25 protein-coding genes are annotated in these 26,110 nt (G+C 69.2%); 11 read left to right on the forward strand and 14 right to left on the reverse strand.

Going from position 1 to position 26,110, the window contains the following annotated elements:
- Positions 1-33 precede the first annotated feature (33 nt).
- The 6 genes from ACZ4UV_RS11625 (at position 34) to ACZ4UV_RS11650 (ending at position 7,048) form a co-directional block, all read left to right on the forward strand.
- Positions 34-936, forward strand: a complete 903-nt coding sequence (locus tag ACZ4UV_RS11625) for a LysR family transcriptional regulator (RefSeq protein ID WP_467837512.1) — start codon at positions 34-36, stop codon at positions 934-936.
- 125 nt (positions 937-1,061) lie between these two features.
- Complete coding sequence (locus tag ACZ4UV_RS11630; protein WP_451018566.1) at positions 1,062-2,057, forward strand: LacI family DNA-binding transcriptional regulator; 996 nt, start codon at positions 1,062-1,064, stop codon at positions 2,055-2,057.
- A gap of 140 nt (positions 2,058-2,197) precedes the next feature.
- Positions 2,198-3,550, forward strand: a complete 1,353-nt coding sequence (locus ACZ4UV_RS11635) for an ABC transporter substrate-binding protein (RefSeq protein WP_390037250.1) — start codon at positions 2,198-2,200, stop codon at positions 3,548-3,550.
- Positions 3,551-3,553: 3 nt separating this feature from the next.
- Positions 3,554-4,513, forward strand: a complete 960-nt coding sequence (locus tag ACZ4UV_RS11640) for a carbohydrate ABC transporter permease (RefSeq protein ID WP_451018567.1) — start codon at positions 3,554-3,556, stop codon at positions 4,511-4,513.
- Entirely contained in the window at positions 4,510-5,391 is an 882-nt protein-coding gene (locus tag ACZ4UV_RS11645; RefSeq protein ID WP_390037246.1) for a carbohydrate ABC transporter permease, read from the forward strand. Before ACZ4UV_RS11640 ends, ACZ4UV_RS11645 begins: the two co-directional genes overlap by 4 nt.
- Positions 5,392-5,422: 31 nt before the next feature.
- A complete protein-coding gene (locus ACZ4UV_RS11650) occupies positions 5,423-7,048 on the forward strand; it encodes a glycoside hydrolase family 13 protein (RefSeq protein WP_451018568.1) in 1,626 nt (541 codons plus the stop codon).
- A gap of 66 nt (positions 7,049-7,114) precedes the next feature.
- On the opposite strand, the gene ACZ4UV_RS11655 is transcribed toward ACZ4UV_RS11650, so the two are convergent.
- The 4 genes from ACZ4UV_RS11655 to ACZ4UV_RS11670 are packed head-to-tail and all read right to left on the reverse strand — an operon-like array spanning position 7,115 to position 10,487.
- A complete protein-coding gene (locus ACZ4UV_RS11655; RefSeq protein WP_451018569.1) occupies positions 7,115-7,933 on the reverse strand; it encodes an ABC transporter ATP-binding protein in 819 nt (272 codons plus the stop codon).
- 24 nt (positions 7,934-7,957) lie between these two features.
- Positions 7,958-8,734, reverse strand: coding sequence for an ABC transporter permease (locus tag ACZ4UV_RS11660; protein ID WP_451018570.1), 777 nt, complete (start codon positions 8,732-8,734; stop codon positions 7,958-7,960).
- On the reverse strand, positions 8,731-9,504 hold the full coding sequence (locus tag ACZ4UV_RS11665) for an ABC transporter permease (protein WP_451018577.1): 774 nt from the start codon (positions 9,502-9,504) through the stop codon (positions 8,731-8,733). The genes ACZ4UV_RS11660 and ACZ4UV_RS11665 overlap by 4 nt, the downstream gene beginning before the upstream one ends.
- Before the next feature lie 20 nt (positions 9,505-9,524).
- On the reverse strand, positions 9,525-10,487 hold the full coding sequence (locus ACZ4UV_RS11670) for an ABC transporter substrate-binding protein (protein WP_451018571.1): 963 nt from the start codon (positions 10,485-10,487) through the stop codon (positions 9,525-9,527).
- Between the two features lie 202 nt (positions 10,488-10,689).
- On the opposite strand from ACZ4UV_RS11670, the gene ACZ4UV_RS11675 reads away from it, so the two are divergent.
- Entirely contained in the window at positions 10,690-11,397 is a 708-nt protein-coding gene (locus ACZ4UV_RS11675) for an IclR family transcriptional regulator domain-containing protein (RefSeq protein ID WP_451018572.1), read from the forward strand.
- On the opposite strand, the gene ACZ4UV_RS11680 is transcribed toward ACZ4UV_RS11675, so the two are convergent.
- From ACZ4UV_RS11680 to ACZ4UV_RS11690, 3 genes are read right to left on the reverse strand one after another with little or no spacing between them, the layout of a single operon-like run.
- Positions 11,348-12,286, reverse strand: coding sequence for a PDR/VanB family oxidoreductase (locus tag ACZ4UV_RS11680; RefSeq protein WP_451018573.1), 939 nt, complete (start codon positions 12,284-12,286; stop codon positions 11,348-11,350). The two genes, ACZ4UV_RS11675 and ACZ4UV_RS11680, sit on opposite strands and share 50 nt — an antisense overlap.
- Positions 12,283-12,462, reverse strand: a complete 180-nt coding sequence (locus ACZ4UV_RS11685; protein WP_451018574.1) for a hypothetical protein — start codon at positions 12,460-12,462, stop codon at positions 12,283-12,285. Before ACZ4UV_RS11685 ends, ACZ4UV_RS11680 begins: the two co-directional genes overlap by 4 nt.
- Complete coding sequence (locus ACZ4UV_RS11690) at positions 12,459-13,523, reverse strand: Rieske 2Fe-2S domain-containing protein (protein WP_451018575.1); 1,065 nt, start codon at positions 13,521-13,523, stop codon at positions 12,459-12,461. Before ACZ4UV_RS11690 ends, ACZ4UV_RS11685 begins: the two co-directional genes overlap by 4 nt.
- 1,000 nt (positions 13,524-14,523) lie before the next feature.
- On the opposite strand from ACZ4UV_RS11690, the gene ACZ4UV_RS11695 reads away from it, so the two are divergent.
- Positions 14,524-15,315 (forward strand): alpha/beta fold hydrolase, encoded by a 792-nt coding sequence (locus ACZ4UV_RS11695; protein WP_467837517.1) that lies wholly within the window; start codon positions 14,524-14,526, stop codon positions 15,313-15,315.
- A 253-nt stretch (positions 15,316-15,568) separates the two neighbouring features.
- Here the strand turns inward: ACZ4UV_RS11695 and ACZ4UV_RS11700 are convergent, their stop codons facing one another.
- The 6 genes from ACZ4UV_RS11700 to ACZ4UV_RS11725 form a co-directional block, all read right to left on the reverse strand.
- Entirely contained in the window at positions 15,569-16,141 is a 573-nt protein-coding gene (locus ACZ4UV_RS11700; protein WP_266695800.1) for a TetR/AcrR family transcriptional regulator, read from the reverse strand.
- A 273-nt stretch (positions 16,142-16,414) separates the two neighbouring features.
- Positions 16,415-16,549 carry a hypothetical protein gene (locus ACZ4UV_RS11705; RefSeq protein WP_382146396.1) on the reverse strand — a complete coding sequence of 45 codons (135 nt, stop codon included), beginning with the start codon at positions 16,547-16,549 and terminating at the stop codon, positions 16,415-16,417.
- A 174-nt stretch (positions 16,550-16,723) separates the two neighbouring features.
- The gene (locus tag ACZ4UV_RS11710; protein ID WP_388341434.1) at positions 16,724-17,791 is read right to left on the reverse strand and encodes an alkene reductase; all 1,068 of its coding nucleotides are present in this window, start codon (positions 17,789-17,791) and stop codon (positions 16,724-16,726) included.
- Between the two features lie 292 nt (positions 17,792-18,083).
- A complete protein-coding gene (locus ACZ4UV_RS11715) occupies positions 18,084-19,973 on the reverse strand; it encodes a propionyl-CoA synthetase (RefSeq protein WP_467837520.1) in 1,890 nt (629 codons plus the stop codon).
- 183 nt (positions 19,974-20,156) lie between these two features.
- Positions 20,157-21,068: an alpha/beta hydrolase fold domain-containing protein gene (locus tag ACZ4UV_RS11720; protein WP_467837522.1), complete on the reverse strand. Its 912-nt coding sequence runs from the start codon at positions 21,066-21,068 to the stop codon at positions 20,157-20,159.
- A gap of 593 nt (positions 21,069-21,661) precedes the next feature.
- On the reverse strand, positions 21,662-22,582 hold the full coding sequence (locus tag ACZ4UV_RS11725; RefSeq protein ID WP_467837524.1) for an alpha/beta fold hydrolase: 921 nt from the start codon (positions 22,580-22,582) through the stop codon (positions 21,662-21,664).
- Here ACZ4UV_RS11725 and ACZ4UV_RS11730 point away from each other — a divergent pair.
- Positions 22,569-22,802: a TetR family transcriptional regulator gene (locus ACZ4UV_RS11730; RefSeq protein ID WP_467837525.1), complete on the forward strand. Its 234-nt coding sequence runs from the start codon at positions 22,569-22,571 to the stop codon at positions 22,800-22,802. The two genes, ACZ4UV_RS11725 and ACZ4UV_RS11730, sit on opposite strands and share 14 nt — an antisense overlap.
- 582 nt (positions 22,803-23,384) lie before the next feature.
- Here the strand turns inward: ACZ4UV_RS11730 and ACZ4UV_RS11735 are convergent.
- Entirely contained in the window at positions 23,385-24,008 is a 624-nt protein-coding gene (locus ACZ4UV_RS11735; protein WP_451018742.1) for a TetR/AcrR family transcriptional regulator, read from the reverse strand.
- Positions 24,009-24,157: 149 nt separating this feature from the next.
- Between ACZ4UV_RS11735 and ACZ4UV_RS11740 the strand changes: the two genes are divergently transcribed.
- The gene (locus tag ACZ4UV_RS11740) at positions 24,158-25,153 is read left to right on the forward strand and encodes an NADP-dependent oxidoreductase (RefSeq protein WP_316783520.1); all 996 of its coding nucleotides are present in this window, start codon (positions 24,158-24,160) and stop codon (positions 25,151-25,153) included.
- A gap of 66 nt (positions 25,154-25,219) precedes the next feature.
- Positions 25,220-26,086: an alpha/beta fold hydrolase gene (locus ACZ4UV_RS11745; protein ID WP_316783518.1), complete on the forward strand. Its 867-nt coding sequence runs from the start codon at positions 25,220-25,222 to the stop codon at positions 26,084-26,086.
- Positions 26,087-26,110: the final 24 nt, after the last annotated feature.

Genomic DNA, 26,110 nt, shown 5'->3' on the forward strand with positions numbered 1-26,110 from the left:
GGCGTATGAAGACATGCGACGTACCCTGGGCGAATGGACGTCGATCTGCGGCTCGTGCGCTATTTCACGGTCGTGGCGGAGTACGGCAACTTCGGCCGGGCCGCCACCGAGCTGCACCTGGCGCAGCCGTCGCTGAGCCGTCAGATCCAGCGACTGGAGGCTCGGCTCGGTGTCCGGCTTTTCGACCGTTCGCCGCAGGGCAGCAGCCTCACCGACGCCGGTCGGGCATTCCTGCCCAGGGCCCGGACACTGCTCCAGGAGGCCGAGCAAGCCGCTCGCACGGCCAGGGCAGCCGCCCAGCCCCGAACCGTCACCATCGGCTACGCCGAAGGACTGGTCATCACCGCCTGTGTGCAGGAACTACGCCGCCGGCACCCTGACGGCCAGGTCCGCACCCGGCACCTCGACTGGCGGGACATGCACGCCCTCGCCGAGAGGCGGGTCGACGCACTCGTCGCGTACAGGCCGCTGTCCTTCCCCACGGACGGCTTCCGGGTGACCAAGCTCCACGAGGAGTCGCGGGTTCTCGTCACGTCGGCCGGACATCGTCTGGCGAAAGAGAAGGCTGTCAGCCTGCGGACCCTGTCGGCCGAGGAACTGGTGGCCTGCGTCAGCACTCCGGTCGTCTGGAGCACGCCCAAGCCGGTCGGCGACCGTCCGGCACCACCCCCGCCCGCGATCGACGACAGCTACGAGGACAAGCTGGAACTCATCGCGACCGGCCACTGTGTCGCGATCTTCCCTGCCGGCGACCGACGCGCCGCTGCGCGCGAGGACATCGCCCTGGTGCCGGTCATCGACATCGATCCCTGCGAGGTCGTCCTCGTCACGCGCGCAGACGACCCCAACCCACTGCTCGGACCTCTGGAAGACGTCGCACGTGCATTGCTCGGCACCACCTCCCGACGGGAGAACAGCGAACCGTCGGTCAACTGACCCCCATTGCCTCTTCTTCGAGTTCCAGCTGTCGAAGGGGCCGGGGCGCCGGTTGGACCGCCCCTCGGCAGCGGCGGGTGCCGCTTACGCAAGCAGCTTGCGTAAATTACGCTACTCTTGCGTGCATGACGCGACGACTTGCGGAAGTAGCCAAGAAGGTCGGGGTCAGCGAGGCCACGGTCAGCCGGGTGCTCAACGGCAAGCCGGGGGTCTCCGAGGCGACCCGGCAGGCGGTGCTCTCGGCCCTCGACGTGCTCGGGTACGAGCGCCCCACCCAACTGCGCGGCGAGCGCGCCCGGCTCGTCGGTCTGGTCCTGCCCGAGCTGCAGAACCCCATCTTCCCGGCGTTCGCCGAGGTCATCGGCGGCGCCCTGGCACAGCTCGGGCTCACGCCCGTGCTGTGCACCCAGACCAAGGGCGGGGTCTCCGAGGCGGACTACGTGGAGCTCCTGCTGCAACAGCAGGTCTCCGGCGTGGTGTTCGCCGGCGGGCTCTACGCCCAGGCCGAGGCGCCGCACGACCACTACCGGCTGCTCGCCGACCGCAACATCCCGGTGGTGCTGGTCAACGCGGCCATCGAGCACCTCGGCTTCCCCGGCGTGTCCTGCGACGACGCGGTGGCGGTGGAGCAGGCCTGGCGGCACCTCGCCTCCCTGGGGCACGAGCGCATCGGCCTGGTCCTCGGCCCCGGCGACCACGTCCCCTCGGCGCGGAAGCTGGCGGCGGCGCGGGCGATCGGCGACGTGCCGGACGAGTTCGTGGCCCGTGCGATCTTCTCCATCGAGGGCGGCCACGCGGCCGCGTCCCGGCTCATCGACCGCGGTGTCACCGGCATCATCTGCGCCAGTGACCCCCTCGCCCTGGGCGCCGTCCGCGCGGCCCGCCGCAAGGGGTACCAGGTGCCCTCCCGGGTCTCGGTGGTCGGTTACGACGACTCGGCGTTCATGAACTGCACCGAGCCCCCGCTCACCACCGTCCGCCAGCCCATCGAGGCCATGGGCAGAGCCGCCGTCGAGCTGCTCAACGCGCAGATCGGCGGCACGGTCGTACCGGCGGAGGAGCTGCTGTTCGAGCCCGAACTGGTCGTCAGGGGGTCGACCGCGCAAGCGCCGAAAGCCTGAGCCCAGGAGATCCCATCCACTGTCGAATAATTACAGATTCTGCGTGACATCTTGCGCGGCGGTGCTGCCGGTGCTTGAGTGTGCGGCGCCCACCGGTCCCGGTGCGGCGCCCAACTGCTCCTGTTCTGGGGGGTCCACCGATGTCCAGCACCGGGTTCCGCCGTGCTCTCGTCGCGATCGGCGTCTGTTCCTCACTCGCGCTCTCCGCCACGGCCTGCGGGTCGGGCGACGACGACGCGGGCAGCGGCAGGACGCGCATCACCGTCAACTGCGAGCCGCCGAAGAGCGCCAAGGTCGACCGGTCCTTCTTCGACCAGGACATCGCCGACTTCGAGAAGAAGAACCCGGACATCGACGTCGTCGCGCACGACGCGTTCCCCTGCCAGGACCCGAAGACCTTCGACGCCAAGCTCGCCGGCGGCCAGATGGAGGACGTGTTCTACACGTACTTCACCGACGCCAAGCACGTCGTGGACATCAACCAGGCGGCCGACCTCACGCCGTACCTCAAGGAACTGAAGAGCTACGACACCATCCAGAAGCAGCTGCGGGACATCTACACCGTCGACGGCAAGGTCTACGGCATCCCGCGCACCGGCTACTCGATGGGCCTGATCTACAACCGCAAGCTCTTCCAGCAGGCAGGCCTCGACCCCGACAAGCCGCCGACGACCTGGGACGAGGTCCGCGCCGACGCCAAGAAGATCGCCGCCCTCGGCAACGGCACCGTCGGGTACGCCGACTACAGCGCGCAGAACCAGGGCGGCTGGCACTTCACCGCGGAGATGTACTCCCAGGGCGGTGACGTGGTGTCGGCCGACGGGAAGTCGGCGACCGTCGACACCCCCGAGGGCCACGCGGTCCTGCAGAACCTGCACGACATGCGCTGGACCGACGACTCGATGGGCAGCAAGCAGCTGCTGATCATCAACGACGTGCAGCAGATGATGGGTTCGGGCAAGCTCGGCATGTACCTCTCGGCGCCGGACAACATCCCGATCCTGGTGAAGGAGAAGGGCGGCAACTACAAGGACCTCGCCCTCGGCCCGATGCCCGGCGGCAAGGGCACGCTCATCGGCGGCGACGGCTACATGTTCAACAAGAAGGACACCCCCGCCCAGATCCGCGCCGGACTCAAGTGGCTCGACTCCATGTTCCTCACCCCCGGTGACGGCTTCCTCGGCGACTACGCCCGCGCCAAGAAGAACAACGCGCCCGTCGGCCTGCCCGAGCCCCGCCTGTTCACCGGCGCCGCCGACGCCAAGGACCAGGCGGTCAAGAAGGCCAACGCCAACGTGCCGGTGGAGAACTACCAGGCGTTCCTCGACGGCAACCAGTCGCTGCAGATGAAGATCGAGCCGCCGGACGCCCAGCAGATCTACTCCGTCCTCGACGGCACCGTCTCCGCGGTCCTCACCAAGAAGGACGCCGACATCGACCAGCTCCTCAAGGACGCCAACGACAAGATCGACGGCATCCTGGCCAGGGGCTGACCCGTGACGACCAAGACGGCCGCGCGACGGCCCGCCCCGGCGGCGGCCGACGCCCGCCAGACCCCGGCGCCGCCCCCGGCAGGGGACCGGAGGCGGCGCCGGATCACCGAGCAGGCCCGCGCCTACGGCTTCCTGCTCGGCGGACTGATCTGCTTCGCCCTGTTCTCCTGGTACCCGGCGATCCGCGCCGTCGTGATCTCCTTCCAGAAGTACACGCCGGGCTCGTCCGCCGAGTGGGTCGGCACCGCCAACTTCACCCGGGTCCTGCACGACCCCGAGTTCTCGGCGGCCTGGCGCAACACCCTCACCTTCACGCTGCTGGCCCTGCTGATCGGCTTCGCGATCCCCTTCGTCCTCGCCCTGGTCCTCAACGAACTGCGGCACGCGAAGGCGTTCTTCCGGGTCGTGGTCTACCTCCCGGTGATGATCCCGCCGGTGGTCAGCGCCCTGCTGTGGAAGTGGTTCTACGACCCCGGGGCCGGCCTCGCCAACGAGACGCTGCGCTTCCTGCACCTGCCCACCTCGAACTGGACCAACGGCACCGGCACCGCGCTGATCTCCCTGGTGATCGTGGCCACCTGGGCCAACATGGGCGGCACCGTCCTGATCTACCTGGCCGCTCTCCAGTCCATCCCCGGCGAGCTGTACGAGGCCGCCGAACTGGACGGCGCGAATCTCCTGCAGCGCGTCCGGCACGTGACGATCCCCCAGACCCGGTTCGTCATCCTCATGCTGATGCTGCTTCAGATCATCGCCACCATGCAGGTGTTCACCGAGCCGTTCGTCATCACGGGCGGCGGCCCGGAGAACGCCACGGTCACCGTGCTCTACCTGATCTACAAGTACGCCTTCCTCTATAACGACTTCGGCGGCGCCTGCGCACTCAGCGTGATGCTCCTGGTGCTGCTCGGCATCTTCTCCGCCGTGTACCTGCGGCTGACCCGGTCCGGGGAGGACGGATGAGCAGCGCCACCCGCACCCTGATCTCGCCCGCGACGCTCGCCCGTCCGCGCGGGAGGGCGGTCTACTGGAGCGTCTTCACCGGTGTCGTCGTCCTCTTCGCGCTCGCCTTCCTGTTCCCCGTGTACTGGATGGTGACCGGGGCGATGAAGTCGCCGGACGAGGTCGCCCAGACCCCGCCCACCCTCATTCCCCAGCACTGGCACCTGTCCGGCTACACCGACGCCTGGGACCTGATGCAGCTCCCGGAGCACCTGTGGAACACGGTGGTGCAGGCGGCCGGTGCCTGGGCCTTCCAGCTCGTGTTCTGCACGGCCGCCGCCTACGCCCTGTCGAAGCTGAAGCCGGCCTTCGGCAAGGTGATCCTCGGCGGCATCCTGGCCACCCTGATGGTCCCGGCCCAGGCGCTGGTCGTACCCAAGTACCTGACCGTCGCCGACCTGCCGCTCATCCACACAAGTCTGCTCAACGACCCGCTCGGCATCTGGCTGCCGGCCGTCGCCAACGCCTTCAACCTCTATCTCCTCAAGCGGTTCTTCGACCAGCTGCCCCGCGACGTGCTGGAGGCCGCCGAGATCGACGGCGCCGGAAAGCTGCGCACCCTCTGGTCCGTGGTCCTGCCCATGTCCCGTCCGGTCCTCGGGGTCGTGTCGATCTTCGCCCTGGTGGCGGTCTGGCAGGACTTCCTGTGGCCGCTGATGGTCTTCTCCGACACCGACAAGCAGCCCATCAGCGTGGCCCTGGTCCAGCTGTCGCAGAACATCCAGCTCACCGTGCTCATCGCCGCGATGGTGATCGCCAGCATCCCGATGGTCGCGCTGTTCCTCGTCTTCCAGCGGCACATCATCGCCGGGATCAGCGCGGGCAGCACCAAGGGCTGACGGCCCCTCCTCCGACAGAAAGGTTCGCCCAGTGGGACAGCCCAGCCATGCCCCGAAGGACCACGAGGACCACGAGGACCACGACTGGTGGCGTTCGGCCGTCATCTACCAGGTGTACGTCCGCAGCTTCGCCGACAGCGACGGCGACGGCACCGGCGACCTCGCGGGCGTCCGCGCCAGGCTGCCGTACCTCGCCGAACTCGGCGTGGACGCACTGTGGTTCAGCCCCTGGTACCCGTCACCCATGAAGGACGGCGGTTACGACGTCGCCGACTACCGGGCCATCGACCCGGCCTTCGGCACCCTCGCCGAGGCCGAGAAGCTCATCGCGGAAGCCAGGGAGCTGGGCATCCGGACGATCGTCGACATCGTCCCCAACCACGTCTCCGACCAGCACCCCTGGTTCCAGGCCGCGCTGGCCGCCGGACCCGGCAGCCCCGAGCGCGAGCTGTTCCACTTCCGCCCCGGCCGCGGCCCGAACGGCGACCTCCCGCCCAACGACTGGCCCTCGCAGTTCGTCGGCTCCACCGAACCGGTCTGGACCCGGCTGCCCGACGGCGACTGGTACCTGCACCTCTTCACGCCCGAACAGCCCGACCTCAACTGGGCCCATCCGGCAGTCCACCAGGAGCACGAGGACATCCTGCGCTTCTGGTTCGAGCGGGGCGTCGCCGGCGTCCGCATCGACTCGGCCGCCCTGCTCGCCAAGGACCCGGACCTGCCCGACCTGGCCACGCACCCGCACCCCCACCCCTTCGTCGACCGCGACGAACTCCACGACGTCTACCGCTCCTGGCGCGCCGTCGCCGACGCCTACGACGGCGTCTTCGTCGGCGAGGTCTGGCTCCCCGACGCCGAACGCTTCGCCCGCTACCTGCGCCCCGACGAACTCCACACCGCCTTCAACTTCTCCTTCCTGTCCTGCCCCTGGGACGCGGCCCGCCTGCGGACCTCGATCGACACCACCCTCGCCGAGCACGCCCCGGTCGGCGCCCCCGCCACCTGGGTGCTGTGCAACCACGACGTGACCCGTACGGCCACCCGGTACGGCCGCGAGGACACCGGCTTCGACTTCGCGGCCAAGGCCTTCGGCGTCCCGACCGACCTCGCCCTCGGCACCCGCCGGGCCCGCGCGGCCGCCCTGCTGTCCCTGGCCCTGCCCGGCGCGGTCTACATCTACCAGGGCGAGGAGCTGGGGCTGCCGGAGGCCGAGATCCCGGTCGACCGCATCCAGGACCCGATGTACTTCCGGTCCGGCGGCACCGACCCCGGCCGGGACGGCTGCCGGGTGCCGCTGCCCTGGGCGGCCGGGGCGCCGCACGCGGGCTTCGGCTCGCGCGAGGAGCCGTGGCTGCCGCAGCCGGCCGGCTGGGCGTCGTACGCGGTCGACCGGCAGCAGGACGACGCGGACTCCGTGCTCGCCCTCTACCGGCGCGCCGTCGCGCTGCGCCCGCGCTTCGGCGACGGCCCCCTGACCTGGCTGCCCGCCCCCGAGGGCGTCCTCGCCTTCACCCGCGCCGACGGCGTGACGTGCGTGGTCAACCTCGCCGCCGCCCCCGCCGAACTCCCCGCCCACTCCCGACTCCTGCTCAGCAGCGGCCCGCTGGACGACGCCGGCCGGCTGCCGCAGGACACGGCGGCCTGGCTGACGAGCTGAGCCGCCCGGACGTGCGCTGCCTGCGGCTCACCGTCACCGTCAACAAGGGCCGGCCGACGGGCCGGTTCAGCGAAGTGGACGCGTATCCGACTTCGTGACCGGGTCTTCCTCCCGGGGAACCCCGCGCTTCGCCGCCTGGATCTGCTCGTAGACGTGGGTCCGCAGTTCGGCGAAGCGCGGGGCGACCCGCGTGTGCAGCTGGTCGCGGTCGTCCGGCAGATCGACCTTCAGCTGCTCGCGGACGACGGTCGGGGAGGCGGACAGGACGATCACCCGCTGGCCCAGGTAGACCGCCTCGTCGATGTCGTGGGTGACGAACAGGATCGTGATCCCGCGCTCCCGCCACAGCCTCCGGACCAGGTCCTCCAGATCGGCCCGGGTCTGGGCGTCGACGGCGGCGAACGGCTCGTCCATGAGCAGCACCCGGGGCTCGTAGGCGAGGGCGCGGGCGATCGCCACCCGCTGCTGCATACCGCCGGAGAGCTGCCACGGGTAGGCGCCGGCGGCGTCCGCGAGACCGACCGAGCCGAGCGCGTCGGCGACCAGCTCCCTGCGTCGCTCGCGTGGCAGGTGCTTCTGCTTCAGCGGGAGTTCGACGTTCTCGGCGACCCGCATCCAGGGGAACAGGCTGCGGCCGTACTCCTGGAGGACGAACGCCATCCCGGGCGGTGGCCCGGTCACCTTCCGCCCCTCCAGGAGGACTTCACCGCCGGTCGGGGTGAGCAGGCCGCCCATGCACTTCAGCAGGGTGGTCTTGCCGCAGCCCGACGGCCCGACCAGGCAGACGAGTTCACCCGCCGCCACGGTGAAGGTGAGGTCCCGCACCGCCTCCACGCGGCGGCCGGATCCGTCGTAGACCTTCTGCAGACCGCGTACGTCGAGCATGGACCGCCCCTTCGCGAGGTTCATTCAGGACCGCCGGGTTGTCGCGCGCAGCCCGTGGTACCAGCCGAGCACGCGCCGCTCGACCACCTGGAAGACCACCGACAGCGCGAAGCCGAGCAGGCCCAGCAGCAGGATCCCGGTCCACATGTCGGGGATCGCGAACTCGCGCTGGAACTGCACGATGGTGAAACCGAGCCCGTTGCTGGCCGCGAACATCTCGCTGATGACCATCAGGATGATCCCGATCGACAGCGCCTGCCGCAGGCCCGCGAAGATCTGCGGGCTCGCCGAACGCAGCACCAGCGTACGCAGCCGGGCCACGCCTGTGATGCCGTAGGAACGGGCCGTCTCCGCCATCACCGGGTCGACCGCCCGGACGCCCTCGACCGTGTTGAGGAGGATCGGCCAGACGCAGCCGCTGGCGATCACCACGATCTTCATGGAGTCGCCGATGCCCGCGAACAGCATGATGACCGGGACCAGGACGGGCGGCGGCACCGCCCGCAGGAACTCCAGGACCGGTTCGCACACCGCCCGCACCCGCCGGTACGAGCCGATGACCGTGCCCAGGGCCACGCCCACGACGGCCGCCGACGCGTATCCGGCGAGCAGCCGCAGCACACTGCGCAGCAGGTCGTCGCGGAGCCGCTGACCGGTCCAGACGTCCGGGAAGGTCTTCAGGATCGTGCGCAGCGGCGGCCAGTAGACGTTCGTGCTGCCGGCGGAGGCCAGCCACCACAGCGCGACCAGGACGGCGGGCAGGGCGAGGACGTACCCGGCCTTCAGCAGGACGTTTTTCACACCGCCACCTCCCCGCGCACCGACTGGTGCCAGGCCAGCGCCCGCCGCTCCACCGACCGGGCGCCCACGTTGATGACCAGCCCCAGCATCCCGGTCACCACGATCAGGGCGTACATGTCCGGCACCGCCTGCGAGGCCTGCGCGACCGCGATCTGCTGCCCCAGCCCCGGTGCCCCGATGACCAGTTCGGCGGTGATGGTGAGGATCAGCGCGACCGCGGCGGCCAGCCGGACGCCGGTCATCACGTACGGCAGCGCGGTCGGCCACAGCACGTGGCGGACCCGGGCCCAGGTGCCGAGGCCGTACGACCGTGCCGTCTCCTCGGCGACCGGGTCGACGTCCTGGACGCCGTACATCACCTGGATCAGGACCTGCCAGAAGGAGGCGTAGACGACGAGCAGGAGGACCGAGCGGAGTTCGGTGCCGTAGAGGAGGATCGCGAGGGGGATCAGGGCGACCGAGGGGATCGGGCGGAGGAACTCGATCGTCGAGGCGGTGGCCGCGCGCAGGTGCGGGACGACCGAGAGGACGACGCCGGCCACGATGCCGGCGCCGACCGCGACGGCCAGGCCCACCGCCCAGCCGGTGAGGGTTTCGCCGAGCGCCGACCAGAAGGCCCCGTCGGTGAGTTCGGTGCCCAGCGCGCGGGCGATCCGGCTGGTCGGCGGGAAGTAGTCCGCCTTGACCAGGCCGAGCCGCGGCACCGCCTCGCCGAGGGCGAGGAAGGCCGCGAGCCCGGCCGCCCCCAGCACGGCGTTCAGACCCTGCACGGGACCTTTCACGGCTTTGGTCACGGCAGCAGCTTGTCCAGGTCGGGGGCCGTCTTGAAGAGGCCGTCCTGCTCGCTGAGCTTCTCCAGCGTCTCGATCGACGAACGGTTCGCCGCGGCAGGCCACTTGGGCAGCGTCACCTCGGCCAGGACGTCCGCCGGGGTCTTGGTGTAGGTGGTGACGATCTGCCGGACCTCGTCCGGGTGCGCGTCGGCGTAGGACAGCGACTGCGCGACGGCCTCCTGGAACTTCTTCACGACGGCCGGGTTCTTCTGCGCGTACGACGTCGACGTGAAGTACATGGCCACCGTGAGGTTCTGCGCCACGTCGACCAACGGCGAGGCGATCTCGGTGGCGCCCTGGAGCTTCATGGTCGCAAGCGCGGGCTCGACGGCCATCGCCGCGTCGATCTGGCCCTTGTCGAGCGCGGCCGGCATCTGGTCGAAGGCGAGCTCGACGAAGTTCACCTTGTCCGGGTCGCCGCCCGCCTTGCGGACGGACTCGCGCACGGCGGTCTCGTTGATGTTCTTCAGCGTGTTGACGGCGACCTTCTTGCCCTCCAGCTGCTTCGGCGACGTGATGCTGCCCTTCTTCACGACCAGCCCGCCGAAGTCCTTGCCGGCCACGCCCGTCGAAGCCACGCCGTTGGCGATCGCCTGCACCGGCACACCGTTGGACCGGGCGATCATCAGCGAGGTCATGTTGGAGAACCCGAACTGGAACTGACCACTCGTCACACCCGGCACGATGGCCGCGCCGCCCTGCGCGAGTGTCGTCGACAGCTTCAGGCCGCGCTTGCTGAAGAAGCCCTCCTTCTGGCCGAGATAGAGGGGGGCCACGTCGACGATGGGGATGATCCCCACCTTGACCGTGGTGGTGACGCCCGACGAGCCGGCAGTCGACGACGAGCCCCCGGAGGAGCCGCAGGCCGCCGTGGCGAGCAGGAAGGTGCCGGCCGCGAGACCGGCGAGCAGACGACGCATGGCTCCTCCTGTGCAGACAACGGTGTTCCGACAGGCTGTGCGCACCGCGCACAGTGGTGCTCGATCGGGGGGTGCTGAGCGGGACGGTAGAACCGGCCGAAGGAGCGGGTCAATGGGCTTGGCTGACAAAATTGTTGACAGTTATCGAACCGCGCTCTCACCGTGTTCCAGGTGTCGGCCAAGTCGGACCGGGGAGGCGACGATGCCCGTGAACGCCCGCGCACCGCACTTCGTGAGGTCCTTCGAGCGCGGCCTCGCCGTCATCCGCACCTTCGACGCCGAGCATCCGGCGCGCACGCTCAGCGAGGTGGCCCGCGCCTGCGACCTGACCCGCGCCGCCGCCCGCCGCCTGCCGCTCACCCTCGCCGACCTGGGATACGTGCGCTCGGACGGCCGCCTGTTCCGCCTCACCCCGCGCATCCTCGAACTCGGCTACGCCTACCCCTCCGGCCTCGACCTGCCGCGCCTCGCCGCCCCCTACCTGGAGCAACTCGTGTCGCTGGTGGGGGAGTCGGCGGCGCTGTGCGTCCTGGAGGGGGACGAGGCCGTCTGCGTCGCGCAGGTGCCGGCCCGCCGGGTCATGGCGGCGGCCGTCGCTGTGGGGGCGCGCTTCCCTGCGCACGGTACGGCGGTGGGCCGCGCGATGCTGGCTCACCCGACGGAAGAGTACGTGCTGCTCGACGGCGACCCCGAGGACGGCGTGACGACACTGGCCGCCCCGGTCCGGGACCGGGGCGGCCAGGTGGTGGCCGGGGTGAGCCTCGCGGTGCACTCCGGGCGGATGTCCGCCACGACGGTCCGCCGCGATCTGCTGCCGCGTCTCCGGGCGGCCGTGGCGGCGATCGAGGCGGACCTGCGGATCACAGATCCAGCACCAGACGCGTCCCTCGGCACCGCGACACACAGATGAGCATGGTCTCCCCGGCCGCCCGTTCCTCCTCGGTGAGCACCGAGTCCCGGTGGTCCGGGTCGCCTTCGAGGACGTCCGTCTCACACGTCCCGCAGGTGCCCTCGGTGCACGAGTAGAGCACCTCGACCCCGGCGGCCCGGACGGTGTCGAGCACGGAGACGCCGGGCGCGACGGTGACGGTACGACCGCTCTGCGCGAGGACGACCTCGAACTCCCGCTCCTCGCCCGCCTCCTGGGCCTTCGGCTGGAACCGCTCGACCCGCAGCACGCCGGCCGGGCAGCGCCCCTCCACCGCGTCCAGCAACGGCCCTGGACCGCAGCAGTACACGAGGGTGCCGTCCGGGATGTCGTCGAGGACGGCGGCCAGGTCCAGCAGTCCCGTCTCGTCCTGCGGGGCGACGATGACCCGTTCGTCCCCGTACCGCGCCAACTCACCGGTGAAAGCCATGGATCGACGGCTCCGGCCGCCGTACAGCAGCGTCCACTCGGCGCCCGCGGCCTCGGCGGCGGCGAGCATGGGCAGGATCGGGGTGATGCCGATGCCGCCCGCGACGAACCGGTAGCGGGGGGCGGGTTCGAGCCGGAAGTGGTTCCGCGGCCCGCGCACCCGCACCTTGTCGCCGACACCCAACTGCTCGTGGACGTGGGCGGATCCGCCCCGCCCGTCCGGTTCCCTGAGCACCGCGATCCGCCAGCCGGACCGGTCCCCGGGATCCCCGCAGAGCGAGAACTGCCGTTCCAGCTCCGGCCCGAGCACGACATCGACGTGGGCGCCGGGCTCCCATCCGGGCAGTTCCTCGCCCAGCGGATGCCTCAGGGTCAGGGCGACGACTCCCTCGGCCGCCGACACGCGCTCGGCGACGACGAGTTCGGCTTCGTACAGGCTCATGGGGTGCGCTCCGGGGGCTGGTGTCCTGCGGGGTGGCCGAGCATCCACTCCCACATCTCGACCGGGTCCTGGGCGGTGTGCTCGGCTCCGCAGTGGCAGGTGCCGTGCAGCACGTCGGTGCCCGGCAGCCAGTCGATGCGGTAGATCTCACCGGTCTCGCCGGTCGGTGCGGTCACAGGACCTTCTCCACGGGCTTGTCGCCCTCCTCGACCAGCCGGGCGAGGATGCGGCGGGCGGCGAGGCCGCCCGTGTCGATGTTGATGCTCAGCTCCTGGTAGCCGGCCCGCTCCGAACCCAGCGTCTTCTGGAGGAGGTTGAGGGCGTCCACGTCCTGCATCACCACCGTGTGGTTGTTTCCCCGCAGGAACTCGGTGACCTCGGCGTCGTCCGTCGCCCAGTCCCGGGAGACCATCCAGAAGTCGTACACCTTGCCGTCCGAGGACGGGGTGATCGCATAGGTGATCTCGGTGTGGAAGCCGTTCGGGTCGCTGCCGTCGGCCTCCGGCACCACACCGACCGGCGCGATCCGGCTGTGCAGCAGATACAGGCACGGCGCGTGGTACTCGATGTCCTGCCAGCGGGTGATCCGGCCCTCGATCCCGGTCGAACGGGCGTAGAACGGCGGGCATTCGGCGTCGTCCATGTGCCGGCTGACGCGCACGATCCCGGCGCCCTCGTCGACCTCCGTGGTGATGGGCGTCTCGGCGACCTCGGGGGTGCCGATGTAGCCGCCGTGCAGGTAGGTCTCGTGGGAGAGGTCGAGAAGGTTGTCGACGAGGAGGCCGTAGTCGGCGTCGATCGGCTCCATGCCCCGCACGGTCGTCCAGCCGGGGGCGTCGAGGTGACGCGCCCGCGGTATGGACTGCGGGTCGGCGAGCGCCGGGTCGCCGATCCACACCCACACCAGGGAGTCCTGCTCGACCACCGGATAGGAGGCGACGCGGGCGGTGCGCGGGATGCGTTTCTGCCCCGGCACGTACACGCAGGCGCCGGTCCGGTCGTAGGTGAAGCCGTGGTACCCGCACACGATCCTGTCCCCGTCCAGCCCGCTCTCCGACAGCGGGTAACGGCGGTGCACACAGCGGTCGTTGAGCGCGACGGGCGTGCCGTCCTCCTCGGCCCGGTAGAACACGAGGGGCTCCCCGAGGATCGTCCGCCCGAGCAACTCCCGCCCGACCTCGTGACTGTAGGCGGCGACGTACCACTGGTTCCTGGCGAAGGTCGTCATGTGCGGCATGGCTGCGGCTCCCGTCGTTGGGTGATGGCGACATCGTCCGGAAGGGCGTCAGGGGGGCGCAACACTGCTTCCGCCTCACGGAAGGGTCGATGTAAAGGGCCTGGTCAGAGGGTTGGTCTGGATACGCCTCGGAGTTCGACCCGAGTGGAACGTGCAGCCGTGCCTTCTGTTCTTCGCCTGCGACTCGTGTCACTGCAGCTTCGATGAATTGCGAAGAGTGGCTGATTTGGTTTCTTTGTGGTGACTTCCTGGCTGTGTATGGCTGGTACAGCGGCAGAATTCGCATGGCTGCAGATCAGGGCTGGTCGTTGCCGCGAAGGGAGGGGGCGGGGTCGAATCGGGGTCGAATTAGCCTTCCTCCCGCCACGTTCGGTCGGTTGCTGCAGGTCAACAGCGTGATCAGACGTCATGCGCCTGGTCGCGTCAGCGGCTGCCGTACCCGAGGGTCGGGAGGCGGTCACCGACAGGTTCTTCGTCTGCTGGTGGTACCAGCGTGGCAGGCCGCCTACCAGGTCAATTGCGCGCCTGTGGCTCCTCGTTGAGTCAGCTAAGGGCTGTCCCGTAATCCCCGGCGGGCGCACGACGACAGCTACGGCACCTCGCAGCGTTGTCGGGCTCGCCCGAATACGCCCAGTATGAGGACGACCCTCCGCCTTGCGATGCACCGCATCTGACGCCGCGCGCTGATCCACCAGGGATTACGGGACAGCCCTTAGCCCGGACCTGGTCCGGATCTTGCCCAAGCGGGCGGCCGACAGTCGCTTGTGCCGGGCTGTCCGGCTCTCACGCTGAGACACCGCGGCGTGGAGCGTGGAACCGTCGGGCAGGTAGGCATGCCGGTGTCGACGATGGCTCTGCCAGGAAGGGTGACGACACGCGGGACGCGGTGCCGGTGTGTTCGTCGCGTTTGCCCAGGGACATCCGTTCGGCCGACATGGCGTACGTGCCAGCCGTAGGTGTGTTGACGCTGAGCGTGCGGGACTTGCCGGTGGCGTTTCCAATGCCGGACGACGTCGCTGGGCGGCGCGGCGGAGAGTGCCTGGTCGTTGGCGTTCTTGCCGTTGACGGTGAGGTCGGGCCGGCCGGCGTTGCGGTAGCGGCCGTCAGGTCTGCGGAGTGCTGGACGGACTCGGTCATCACATTCGACAACAGGGGCGTCGGCGCCTCTACCGGTACGACTCCGCGCACCATTCAGGCGATGGCGAAGGATGCCGTCACCTTCATCCGGGCGCTCGGGCTCGAGTACGTCGATCTCCATGGCTTCTCGATGTGCGGCGTGGTCGCCCAGGTGATCGCGCAGACCGAACCGCAGCTCGTCCGCAAGCTGATCCTCACGGGTACCGGCCCGGCCGGCGGTGAGGGCATCAAGAACGTGAGCCGGTTGTCCCACTTCGGCACTGTCCGTGGGCTGCTCACCCTTCAGGACCCGAAGCAGTTCCTCTTCTTCACCCGCACCGCAGGCGGGCGCCGGGTCGGCAAGGAGTTCCTGGCCCGGTTAAAGGAACGTACCCACGACAGGGGCAAGGCGATCTGGCTCACGTTGTACGGTGCTCAGCTCAAGGCCATTCATCGCTGGGGGCTGGAGCAGCCCCACGATCTCTCCGTCATCCATCAGCCCGTGCTCGTCGCGAACGGTGAGAGCGACAGGATGGTTCCGTCGCAGAACTCGGCCGACCTGGCGAGGCGGGTGCCGAACGGCGAGTTGGTGATCTACCCCGACGCCGGTCACGGCGGCATCTTCCAGTTCCACAGACAGTTCGTGCAGACGGCTCTCGAGTTCCTCGAACGGTAGTAGGCGTCGAGTGCGGTCGCCGTATGAGACGGGGGGTTGGCCTGGTGGACGCCCGGCCGCCCCAGTCCGTCGGCCGGGCGAGGGCGTGGTCGACGCGGGGACGAGCCTCGTGGCGCGCGCGATGGCGTTTCCCTTGGATGGCCGCCGTCCGCGATGATCGTGATTCCACTGGCCGTGACCGTCGCATCGGGCGGCTTCCAGCCTCGCGGCCGTTGCCCTCGGCGGCGTTGTGCGAGGCCGTGAACGGTTCCCCTCAGCGCATGAAGGAGAGGGCGTTCTCGATCCCCTGCGCCAGGACCTCGTCTGAGAACTTCTGGTCGGAGAGGGCTCGGGAGAGCTGCAACGTGCCCACCATCATGGTGAAGAGCCCGATGGCCTTGCCCCGGGCGGACTGCGGATTCGCAGGCGTCAGGCGGGCGGCGATCTCGTCCACGATGTCTCGTGCGCCGTCGGTGTAAGCCTGCCGCGTCTCGTCCCCGCAGCGGCTGATCTCGTCGAGCAGCGCGGCGGAGGGGCATCCGTCGCCGGGGTGGTCCCGTTGCTCAGGCGACAGGTAGTCGCGAACCAGGTCTTCGAGACCCTGGCGGCCGGGCCGCAGAGTGCCGTACCTCGCGACCTGTGTGCGCAGTTGGTCGGTCACGACGTTGGCGACGAGGTCGTCCTTGGATGCGAAGTGGGCGTAGAAGGCTCCGTTGGTGAGCCCGGCATCCGACATCAGAGTGGAGACGCCCGAACCGTCGATGCCGTCCTGCTTGAATCGGTGGCCCGCCGTCTCGATGATCCGTTGCCGTGTCGCCTGCTTGTGCTCCTTGGCGTAGCGCACCACGAGAATCCTCCGTTCGCTCCGTAAGGCCGATGCCTCGCAGTCAAGCCTAATCCATGACCTGATGTACGTAATATTACGATCGGCAGGCCATTCGGGTGCCGGTTCTCCGGACGGGACCCTCGGGGCCGAGTACGTATGCTTCGCCCCACTGGCTCAGTGGGACGGCCTTCAGGATGCCGGCCGAGATCAACTTCTGGAAACGGTCACTGGGGACGCCTCCGGCAGGCCGATGTGGCGGTGGAAGTCGTCGAAGCGTCGGACTCCTTGGTCGCGTCACGCGGGATCGGCAACGTCCATTTCCATGACACGGGCACGGTGCGGGCCATCGGCGCCGTTGTCGGCCAGGGCTGTCAAACCGCCCTGGCCCAGGCGCAGTTGGCAGCCCGGGCGGACCTCCTTCTTGCCCATGGTTCCAGCAACCGCATGCTCCTTTTCGGTGTGTCTCCCTCTCGAAGGTGCGAGGGAAATGCCTACGGGCGCGGTGGTGACGGCCCGCTGCTCCTCGGGGCGTCACCACCGTGCGGCGTAGGCCTGTTCCAGGCATGCGAGGGCGATGATTTCGCCCGGAGGCGCGGTCTTTCGTCAGGCGGGGAGGGTGGGGTAGTCGGTGTAGCCGGTCGCGCCGCCGCCGTAGAAGGTGGCGGGGTCCGGGGTGTTCAGGGGTGCGCCGGAGCGTACGCGTTCGACGAGGTCGGGGTTGGCGAGTGCCATGGTGCCGACGGTGACCACATCGGCCAGGCCGTCTTCGATGTCCTTGGCGCGGGTGGAGAGATCGGCACCGCCCCGGTTGAGGAGCAGCGTGGTCGGCCACAGCTTCCGGAGGGTGTGCAGGAGTTCCTCGTCGCCGCCGTGGCCGATGTGCAGGTAGGCGAGGTTGAGGGGAGCGAGGGCGCGCAGGAGGTGCGGGTAGAGCTCGTGGGGATCGCTCTCCGTGAGGTCGTTGATCTGGAAGGGGTTGCCGGGAGAGATCCGGATGCCGGTGCGGCCGGCGCCGATCTCGTCGGCCACGGCCGTGGCGACCTCCACCGCGAAACGGATGCGGTTGTCGAGGGAGCCCCCGTACTGGTCGGTGCGCTGGTTGGTGCTGGGGAAGAGGAACTGGTTGACCAGGTAGCCGTTGGCCCCGTGGATCTCGACGCCGTCGGCGCCGGCCGAGATGGCGGCCGCGGCGGCACGCCGGAAGTCGTCGACCGTCGCAGCGACTTCTGCTGTCGACAGCTCGCGCGGCACCGGCATCTCCTGGAGCCCGGACGGGGTGAACGTCTGTCCGGCCGGCTTGATCGCGGAGGGTGCCACCGGCTGCCGGTGGTGGGGGGTGTTGTCCGGGTGGGAGATGCGCCCGACGTGCATGAGCTGGATGACGATGCGTCCGTCGGCCTCGTGTACCGCGTCGGTGACCTTGCGCCAGCCGGCGATGTGTTCCTCGGTGTAGATGCCCGGGGTCACGGGGTAGCCCTGGCCGTCGGCGGAGGGCTGGGTGCCCTCGGTGATGATGAGCGCGTGCGAGGCGCGCTGAGCGTAGTACTCGGCGTTGAGCTCGGTCGGCACGCCGTCGAGGGTGGCCCGGCTTCGGGTCAGGGGGGCCATGGCGAGCCGGTGCGGCAGGGAGATCTCTCCGGCGACGGTCGGGTTCCACAGGGCGTTGAGCATGGGTGATTCCTCAGATGATGAGTAGTCGATCGCTGAGGGCGGGGGCCGGCAGTAGGTGTGATCAGCCGAGCGGGAGGACCGGGCCGTCCTGCTTGGGGCCCGATGGGGACCCGTCATGACCCCTGTCGGCCGAGCTGTGTCGGCGCGATCTATGGAATTACAATCGTAATACTATGTGGGTGTGCGGGCAGTTGCAAGCAGGAGTCGGCAGTCTTCGGGGCCTCCGAGTTGGTGTGCCGCACGGCACGGTCCGGAAGCTCGCCCGTCGTCGACCGGGCTGCGGGTCAGCCGTTCACGCGGTTTGGCCAGGGCGTCGGAGAACAGGGCGCAGGGCCTCGATGACGCCTGGGTCGTCCACCGTGGAGGGGATGGGTTCGTCGTGCCCGTCGGCGATGCCGCGCATCGTCTTGCGCAGGATCTTTCCCGAACGGGTCTTGGGCAGGGCGGCCACGACCGCGACCTCCTTGAGGGAGGCGACGGCTCCGATGCGTTCACGCACGAGCTGGACGAGTTCGTACTCGACCTGTCCCGGTTCGCGGTCGACGCCGGCCTTGAGGACGACGAAACCGCGCGGTACCTGTCCCTTGAGGGCGTCGGCGACGCCGATGACGGCGCATTCGGCGACGTCGGGGTGGGCGGCCAGGGCCTCTTCCATGCTGCCGGTGGACAGACGGTGCCCGGCGACGTTGATGACGTCGTCGGTGCGGCCCATGACGAAGACGTAGCCGTCGTCGTCGATGTGACCGCTGTCGCCGGTGAGGTAGTAGCCGTCGTAGGCGGAGAGATAGGAGGCAATGTAGCGGTCGTCGTCCTGCCAGAGCGTGGGCAGTGCGCCGGGCGGCAGGGGGAGTCGTACGACAATTGCGCCGTCGACGCCTGCGGGCACCGGTTTGCCCGAGGGGTCGAGGACACGGACGTCCCACCCGGGCAGCGGGCGGGTGGGAGACCCGGGCTTGAGGGGAGCCGCCTCGATGCCCACCGGGTTCGCGACGATGGGCCACCCGGTCTCGGTCTGCCACCAGTGATCGATGACCGGGATGCCGAGCAGATCGCTCGCCCAGTGATAGGTCTCGGGGTCGAGGCGCTCACCGGCGAGGAAGAGGTGGCGCAGGCCGGTCAGGTCGTGGTCCGCGGTGAGCGTTCCCTTCGGGTCCTCCTTGCGGATGGCCCGGAAGGCGGTGGGCGCCGTGAACATGGTCTTGACCTGGTACTCGGCGGCGACGCGCCAGAACTGGCCCGCGTCCGGTGTGCCGACCGGCTTCCCCTCGTACAGGACCGTCGTGGCTCCGACGAGCAACGGTGCGTAGACGATGTACGAGTGCCCGACGACCCAGCCGACGTCGGAGCCGGTGAACATCGTCTCGCCCGGGCCCACGTCGTAGACGGACCCCATCGACCAGTGGAGGGCGACCGCGTAGCCGCCGCAGTCACGTACGACTCCCTTGGGCTTTCCGGTCGTTCCGGACGTGTAGAGGATGTAGAGGGGATCGGTGGCGGCGACGGGAACGCAGTCGGCGGGCGGTGCGGCGGCTACCAGCTCGCCCCAGTCGAGATCGTCGGGACCCAATTCGGCCGTCTCCTGCGGGCGTTGCAGGATCACGCTCTTCTCCGGCTTGTGGGCCGCGAGTTCGATCGCCCGGTCGAGCAGGGGTTTGTACGCGATGACACGCTTGCCCTCGATGCCGCAGGAGGCGGAGACGACCACCTTCGGAGCCGCGTCGTCGATGCGCAGGGCGAGTTCGCGCGGGGCGAACCCGCCGAAGACGACCGAGTGCACCGCGCCGATACGTGCGCAGGCCAGCATCGCGACAACGGCCTCGGGGACCATCGGCATGTAGATCACCACACGGTCGCCGTGCTCGACACCGAGCCGCGAGAGCGCCCCGGCGAACGCCGCCACCTCGTCCCTCAACTGCACGTAGGTGTAGGTGCGCCGGGTGTCGGTCACCGGTGAGTCATAGATGAGGGCAGCCTGTTCGCCGCGGCCGGCTTCGACGTGCCGGTCGAGCGCGTTGAAACAGACGTTGAGCCGACCGTCGGGGAACCAGCGGTAGAAGGGGGCGCCAGAGGAGTCCAGGGCGCGTCGTGGGGTGACATCCCAGTCGATGCCCTCCGCCGCCTTCAGCCAGAAGCTCTCCGGGTTCTCGGTACTGGCGCGGAAGACATCCTCGTACGTTCCCATCGCGCACTCCTTTGTGGCATCAAGGGACGGTGGTGTGGCTGTGTGCGGAACCGTGTCGGACACAAGTACCGCATGCCGGCCGATCTGGTCGAGCAGGATGCCGGCGACCGGCGGTCCGGTCACCGGCATCGCGGTGGTGCGGCGGTCCGGCCGACAGGCCTCTCCGCCAGGTGCGGCTTGAGCTCACGCGCCGAGGTGCTTGCGGAGCCACTGACCCATCTGCTGGATCGCCTCGTCCACCTCGGGTACGCGCCCCGCGCCCAGGACGAACGAGTGCTGTCCCTCAGGCAGCGGGTGGACCTCGGAAGTGACCTTGAAGTCCGCGAGGCGGCGGCCGAGTTCGGCGCCGTCGTCGGCGAGGGTCTCGTACTCGCCGTAGTGGACGACCGTGGGCGGCAGGCCGGTCAGATCGGCGTTCACGAGGCTGATCGCGGGGTCGGCGAAGTCCACTCCGGGATCCTGGAGCCAGGCTGCTCGGAAGAGTTCGAGGGTGTTCCTGCTGAGCATCTTGTCGTTGTCCTCGTTCTCGTCCACCGACGCGTTCTGGATGGTGAGGTCGGTCCAGGGTGAGACGCTGACGATCGCGCCCGGGGTCGCCTCGCCCTGCGCGAGCAGGCGCAGCGGGAGCAGCACCGCGAGGGTGCCGCCGATCGAGTGGCCCGTGCTGCCGATGTTCCGCGGCTCGTAGCCCTGCGAGAGCAGCCAGCGGTAGGCCGTCTCGGCGTCGTCGAGCTGTGCGGGGTAGGGGTGTTCGGGCGCCAGGCGGAAGTCCACGACGAGGGAGCGGGCGCCGGCGGCCTTGGCGATGTGGCCGGCGGCCTTGCGGTCGGAGTGCATGGAGGCGGTGACGGATCCGCCGAAGTGGAAGTGGAGCAGTGCCTTGTCGGGGTCGGCGCCCTCGGGGATGGCCCAGAGGGCGGGGACGCCGCCCGCGTCCACCTCGGCGTAGGTGACGCCTTCCGGCTCGGTCGACGCCTTGTGGTTCGAGTCCACGATGTCGCGGATGACGGCCAGGTCGAGACCGGGTGTCGACGACTTCGCGCTCACGCTCGCGAGGAACTCCGCGAACTCGTGTGCCTCTTGGCTTACTGTCATGGTGCTGCTCCTCGTCGGGCGGGTGCCGTGCCGCGTTCCCCCGCGGCGGGCGGGTCGATGTACTGGTCCTGACGCTAGTAGCTGAGTATAAGAAAGTAAACTCAGGTGAGTCGGAGTCACCTGATGGATGCGCGGAGGCCCATGACGGGGCATCGGGCATGGATCCTTCAGGGCGCCTGCCGGGCGGGTCGCGACCTGTGGACCGGACCGCCCGGGGCCGGTGGGGCGAGTGCGTGCGACGCGCCTGTGGGCGGCGCCCGCGCCGGCGATCCGGGGATTCTGCCGCCGCGTCCAGCTTGGCTTCGGTGCGGTCGCGTGGCGGTGGGTGCGGGCGCGACAGCAGGGCGCCAGTGCGCCCTGCCTGCATCGCGCGGGCTTGCCTGCCTCGGCCGGCCGTACCGGTAGGCCTGTCGGCTTGCCGAGCAACTGGTCAGGCCGACGGGATCGGCGGCGATCCGGCCGCCGGACTGTCCTGTGTCCGCGACCGTGGAGGCGCACATGACTTCATGGATGAACAGGCGCGCTTGTCGCAGTCCTGGGACCCGTTGGGCTGGGCCGTCATTGCACACCAGGCATCAGCGACTGCACGGGTGCTACTCCTCGAGGAACTGAATGGCGTGCTTCAGGAAGCGCTCGGGGTACTGGAACTGCGCTCCATGCCCGGCATCGGGGTAGATCAGCAGTTGCGCGTTGGGGATGTTCTGGGCGAGGTGCCAGGAGTTGATCGAGGCGATCATCACGTCGTTCTCGCCGTTGAGGACCAGCGTCGGCTGGGTGATCGCGTTCAGGAAGGCATAGGGATTCTCGCCCGGCAGCGGTTCTGCGTAGGCGACAACCGCTTCGAACTGTGCCTGCGCGACTGCGGGCGAGCTTGGCGTGTCCTGGTCGGCCCGCTGGTGACGTCGCTCCCAGAAGGCCCGGCCCGCTTCGACCGCGGCTTCCGAGCGGCCGAAGAACAGGAAGAGGAAGTCCTCCAGGGTGGGGACCGGATTGAGCGCGTACTGAGGCACCTGGGGGTCGCTCGTCGGGTCCCCGCCGCGGAGGCCGGTGCCGAGCAGGAGGAGCTTGCGTACCAGCTGGGGGTGGCGCAGCGTGACCTCCTGCGCCTGGTAGCCGCCGAGTGAGAAGCCGAGCAGATCGACCTGCTCCAGTCCCAACGCCCGGATGACGGCGGCGATGTCGTCGGCCATGTCCTCCATCCGGTTGCGTGGGGTGCCCGAAGACGAGGCGATGCCGCGCCCGTTGAACAGGATGACCTCGCGGCCTTCGGCCAGGCCGTCGGTGAGCAGCGGATCCCAGTTGTCCATTCCGCCGCGGAAGTGCTGGAGCAGGAAGATCGGGACGCCGGAGGGCTTGCCCCAGCGTCGGTAGGCGAAGCGGTCGCCGTCGACCTCGATGTACTGGGTCGGTGCGGTCGCGTGGGTGTCACTCATGGTCTGGCCTCTCTGGAACAGGTAAGCAATAGAATGACGATCGTAATTCAATAAGTCAAGACCTTTGATGTCGATCGACATCTATGTGCGCTTGATCGTCGAGCGTCAATTGAGGAAGGGGCGGCCGATCGTGCGGGTCACCAAGGCGCAGGCAGAGCGCAACCGTGCCCACATCGTCGCGACAGCCGCCAGGCTGTTCCGCGAGTGCGGCTACGACGGTGTCGGTGTGGCGGAACTGATGGCGGCCGCCGGGTTCACGCATGGCGGTTCTACAGGCACTTCCGCTCCAGGGCCGACCTGATGGCCGAAGCGTCCGCAAGCGGGCTCGCGCAGACCGCGGAACGGGCGGAAGGCCTGGACCCCGCCGAGGTCGTCGAGCGCTACGTCTCGAGGGAGCATCGCGACGGGCGCGGTGACGGCTGTACATCGCGGCCCTCAGCGGCGACGCCGCACGCCAGCCGGCGGACATCAGAACAGAGTTCGCAGCCGGGATCGAGAACCTGCTGACGGCCCTTCAGGCTCAGGGTGATACGCCGGGGGATGCGGACCAGCGCGCGACCCGCACCATGGTGATCGACATGCTCGCCCACTCGGTCGGCGCGGTCATGTTGTCGCGCGCATGCCCCGACGGTTTTCCGCTGGCGGACGAAATCCTCGATGTCTGCCGCGCGGGGATTCTTGCATCACTGACACACGGCGATGTCGACGGGGCGGAGGCGGGGGCCCGGAAGCCTGACCGCAGCCGAGTGGTCTTGCCGCGTTGCGCGGCGCGGATCGCGGCGACGTACCCGCTGTTCCGGCGCCGAGGGCGACGACGCCGTAGTGCGTGCTCATGAAGTGCCCCCTTTCCGGGGGCTTGATGGCTGGCTCGTGGAGCGAGCGGTCATGCGGCGCGGTGGTGGGGCGCCAGGGTGGCGTGGATCTGGTCGCGGATGTCGGCGAGGACGGCATCGTCGCTGCGGTGCAGATACAGGGTGGCGGTGGTGCTGATGTGGATGATCGCGGTAATCACCCGTGCCAGCGTCGCCGCGTCGGCTGCGCCGACGTGCTCGTCGCGGGTGAGCAGGCCGGTGATGCCGTCCTCGAGGCGGCCGGCAAGGGCCAGACCCGCTCGCCGGTAGGGCTCGGCCGGGTCGCCGAAGACGAGTTCGTGCAGGTATGTGCGGCCGTTCTCGATGTGCTCCCTCACGCACTCCACGACGGGACGGATGAGAGCGATGACCCGCTCCAGCGCGCCCTGTCCGACGGCGGTGTTCGCGGCGGCGAGGCCGGTATCGACGGCGGCGGCGAACTTCTCGTTCTGCACCATGATCAGCAACTCGGCCTTGGTGGACGCGTACAGGTAGAGCGTCCCGATCGCGACATCGGCCCGGCGGGCGACCTGCTGCGTCGTGACCTTGTCGACGCCGTGTTCGGCGAACAGCTCGCGGGCTGCGGTCATGATGCGCTCGCGCTTGTCCTGTTTGGCCCTCTCGCGGCGCCCGATCGGCATGTGACCGCTTCCCATGGGGACCTCCCTTGACAATATTTCTGAGTGGACTCATAGTTGAGTGTACTCGGATTGGCCGGGCGGGGCGAGACCCCGGATGTCGCACCGAGTTGGGCGATCCAATCGCAAACATGGATAAACCAGACAAATTCTAGGAGTGGCGCCCCATGAGAGCGTTCGTCGTCACCAAGTACAAGGAGCCGCTGCAAGAGGCGGAAGTCCCCGAGCCCACCGTCGGGGAGCACGACGTACTGGTCCGGGTGGAGGCCGCCGGGCTGAACCCGCTGGACGAGAAGATCCGCGCCGGTGAGTTCAAGCAGATCCTGCCCTACAAGCTGCCGCTGATCTTGGGCAACGATGTCGCGGGCACCGTCATCGGCGTCGGGACGGCGGTCCGCGGCTTCAAGCCCGGAGACGAGGTCTACGGCCGGCCCGACCAGGACCGCATCGGCACCTTCGCCGAACGCATCGCCGTCGCGGAGGGCGACCTGGCGCTCAAGCCCGCATCGATCAGCATGAATGAGGCCGGCTCGCTGCCGCTGGTGGCGCTCACAGCGTGGCAGGCGCTGGTGGAGCGCGGGAAGGTGCGGCCCGGGCAGAAGGTTCTCATCCACGCCGGCGCCGGCGGGGTCGGTTCGATCGCGATCCAGCTCGCCGCGCACCTCGGTGCGAGCGTCGCCACGACCGCCAGCAGTTACAACGCGCACTTCGTGCGCGCGCTCGGCGCGGACACGGTGATCGATTACCGCACCCAGGACTTCGAGCAGCTCCTGACCGGCTACGACCTGGTGTTGGACAGCCTCGGTGGGGAGACTCTCGAGAAGTCCCTGCGGGTGCTCAAGCCCGGCGGCAAAGCCATCGGGATCGCCGGTCCCCCGGAGCCCACTTTCGCGCGCGAGGCCGGCCTCAACCCGCTGCTGCGCCTGGCGGTCGCCGCCCTGAGCCGCAAGATCCGCAAGCAGGCGAAGAAGCTCGGCGTGACGTACGAGTTCCTGCTCATGCGCGCCAGCGGCGACCAGCTCCGCCAGATCACCACCCTCATCGACCAGGGCGTGGTGCGCCCAGTCGTGGGAAAGGTGGCCGGCTTCGACCAGACCCCGCAGGCGCTGCAGTCCCTGTCCCAGGGCGGCATCCGCGGCAAGGCCGTCATCGGCAACAGCTGACCCGCCGCAACCGCGACGGGCGACACGAAACACACAGCGACACAGAACACGCAAGGAGAATCCGTCATGAGCAGCACCGACATCCCGAACGAAGCCGTCATCACGTCCTATGCGAAGGCCCCGGCCCGCACCGTCAGTGCCGGTGGCGTCACCTACGCCTACCGCGAGCTGGGACCGAAGGGCGGCATCCCCGTCGTCTTCTTCGTCCACCTCGCCGCGACCCTGGACAACTGGGACCCCCGCATCATCGATCCCATCGCGAAGGGCCGTCACGTCATCGCCTTCGACAACCGCGGTGTCGGGGCGTCCACCGGCCAGGTGCCGGACAGTGTCGAGGCGATGGCCGACGACGCCTACACCTTCGTCAAGGCGCTCGGGTACGACAAGATCGACGTCTTCTCCTTCTCCCTCGGCGGCATGGTCGCCCAGGCCCTGGTGGTCAAGCATCCCGAGCTCGTCCGCAAGCTCGTCCTCACCGGCACCGGGCCCAAGGGCGGCAAGGACATGGACAAGGTCGCCCGAGTCACCTACTGGGACATCCTGCGTGCCACGTTGACCCGTTCGGACCCCAAGGAGTTCCTGTTCTTCAACCGCAACGCCACCGGCAAGCCCGCCGCACGCGCGTTCGTCAACCGGCTCAAGGAGCGCACCGTCGACCGCGACGCGGACATCAAGACCAAGGCGTTCCAGACACAGCTGAAGGCGATCAAGAAGTGGGGGCGCTCCGCCCCCGACGACCTGTCGTCGATCACGCAGCCCACCCTCATCGCCAACGGCGACAACGACCGCATGGTGCCGTCGGTCCTGTCGGAGGACCTGCACCGGCGCATCAAGGGCAGCGAGCTCATCATCTACCCCGACTCCGGGCACGGCGGCATCTTCCAGTACCACCAGGAGTTCGCCCCCGTAGCGGTCGAGTTCCTGGCCCGATGACCACCACCTGACCAGGAAAAAGGG

This window comes from Streptomyces sp. NPDC028289 (assembly GCF_055565975.1).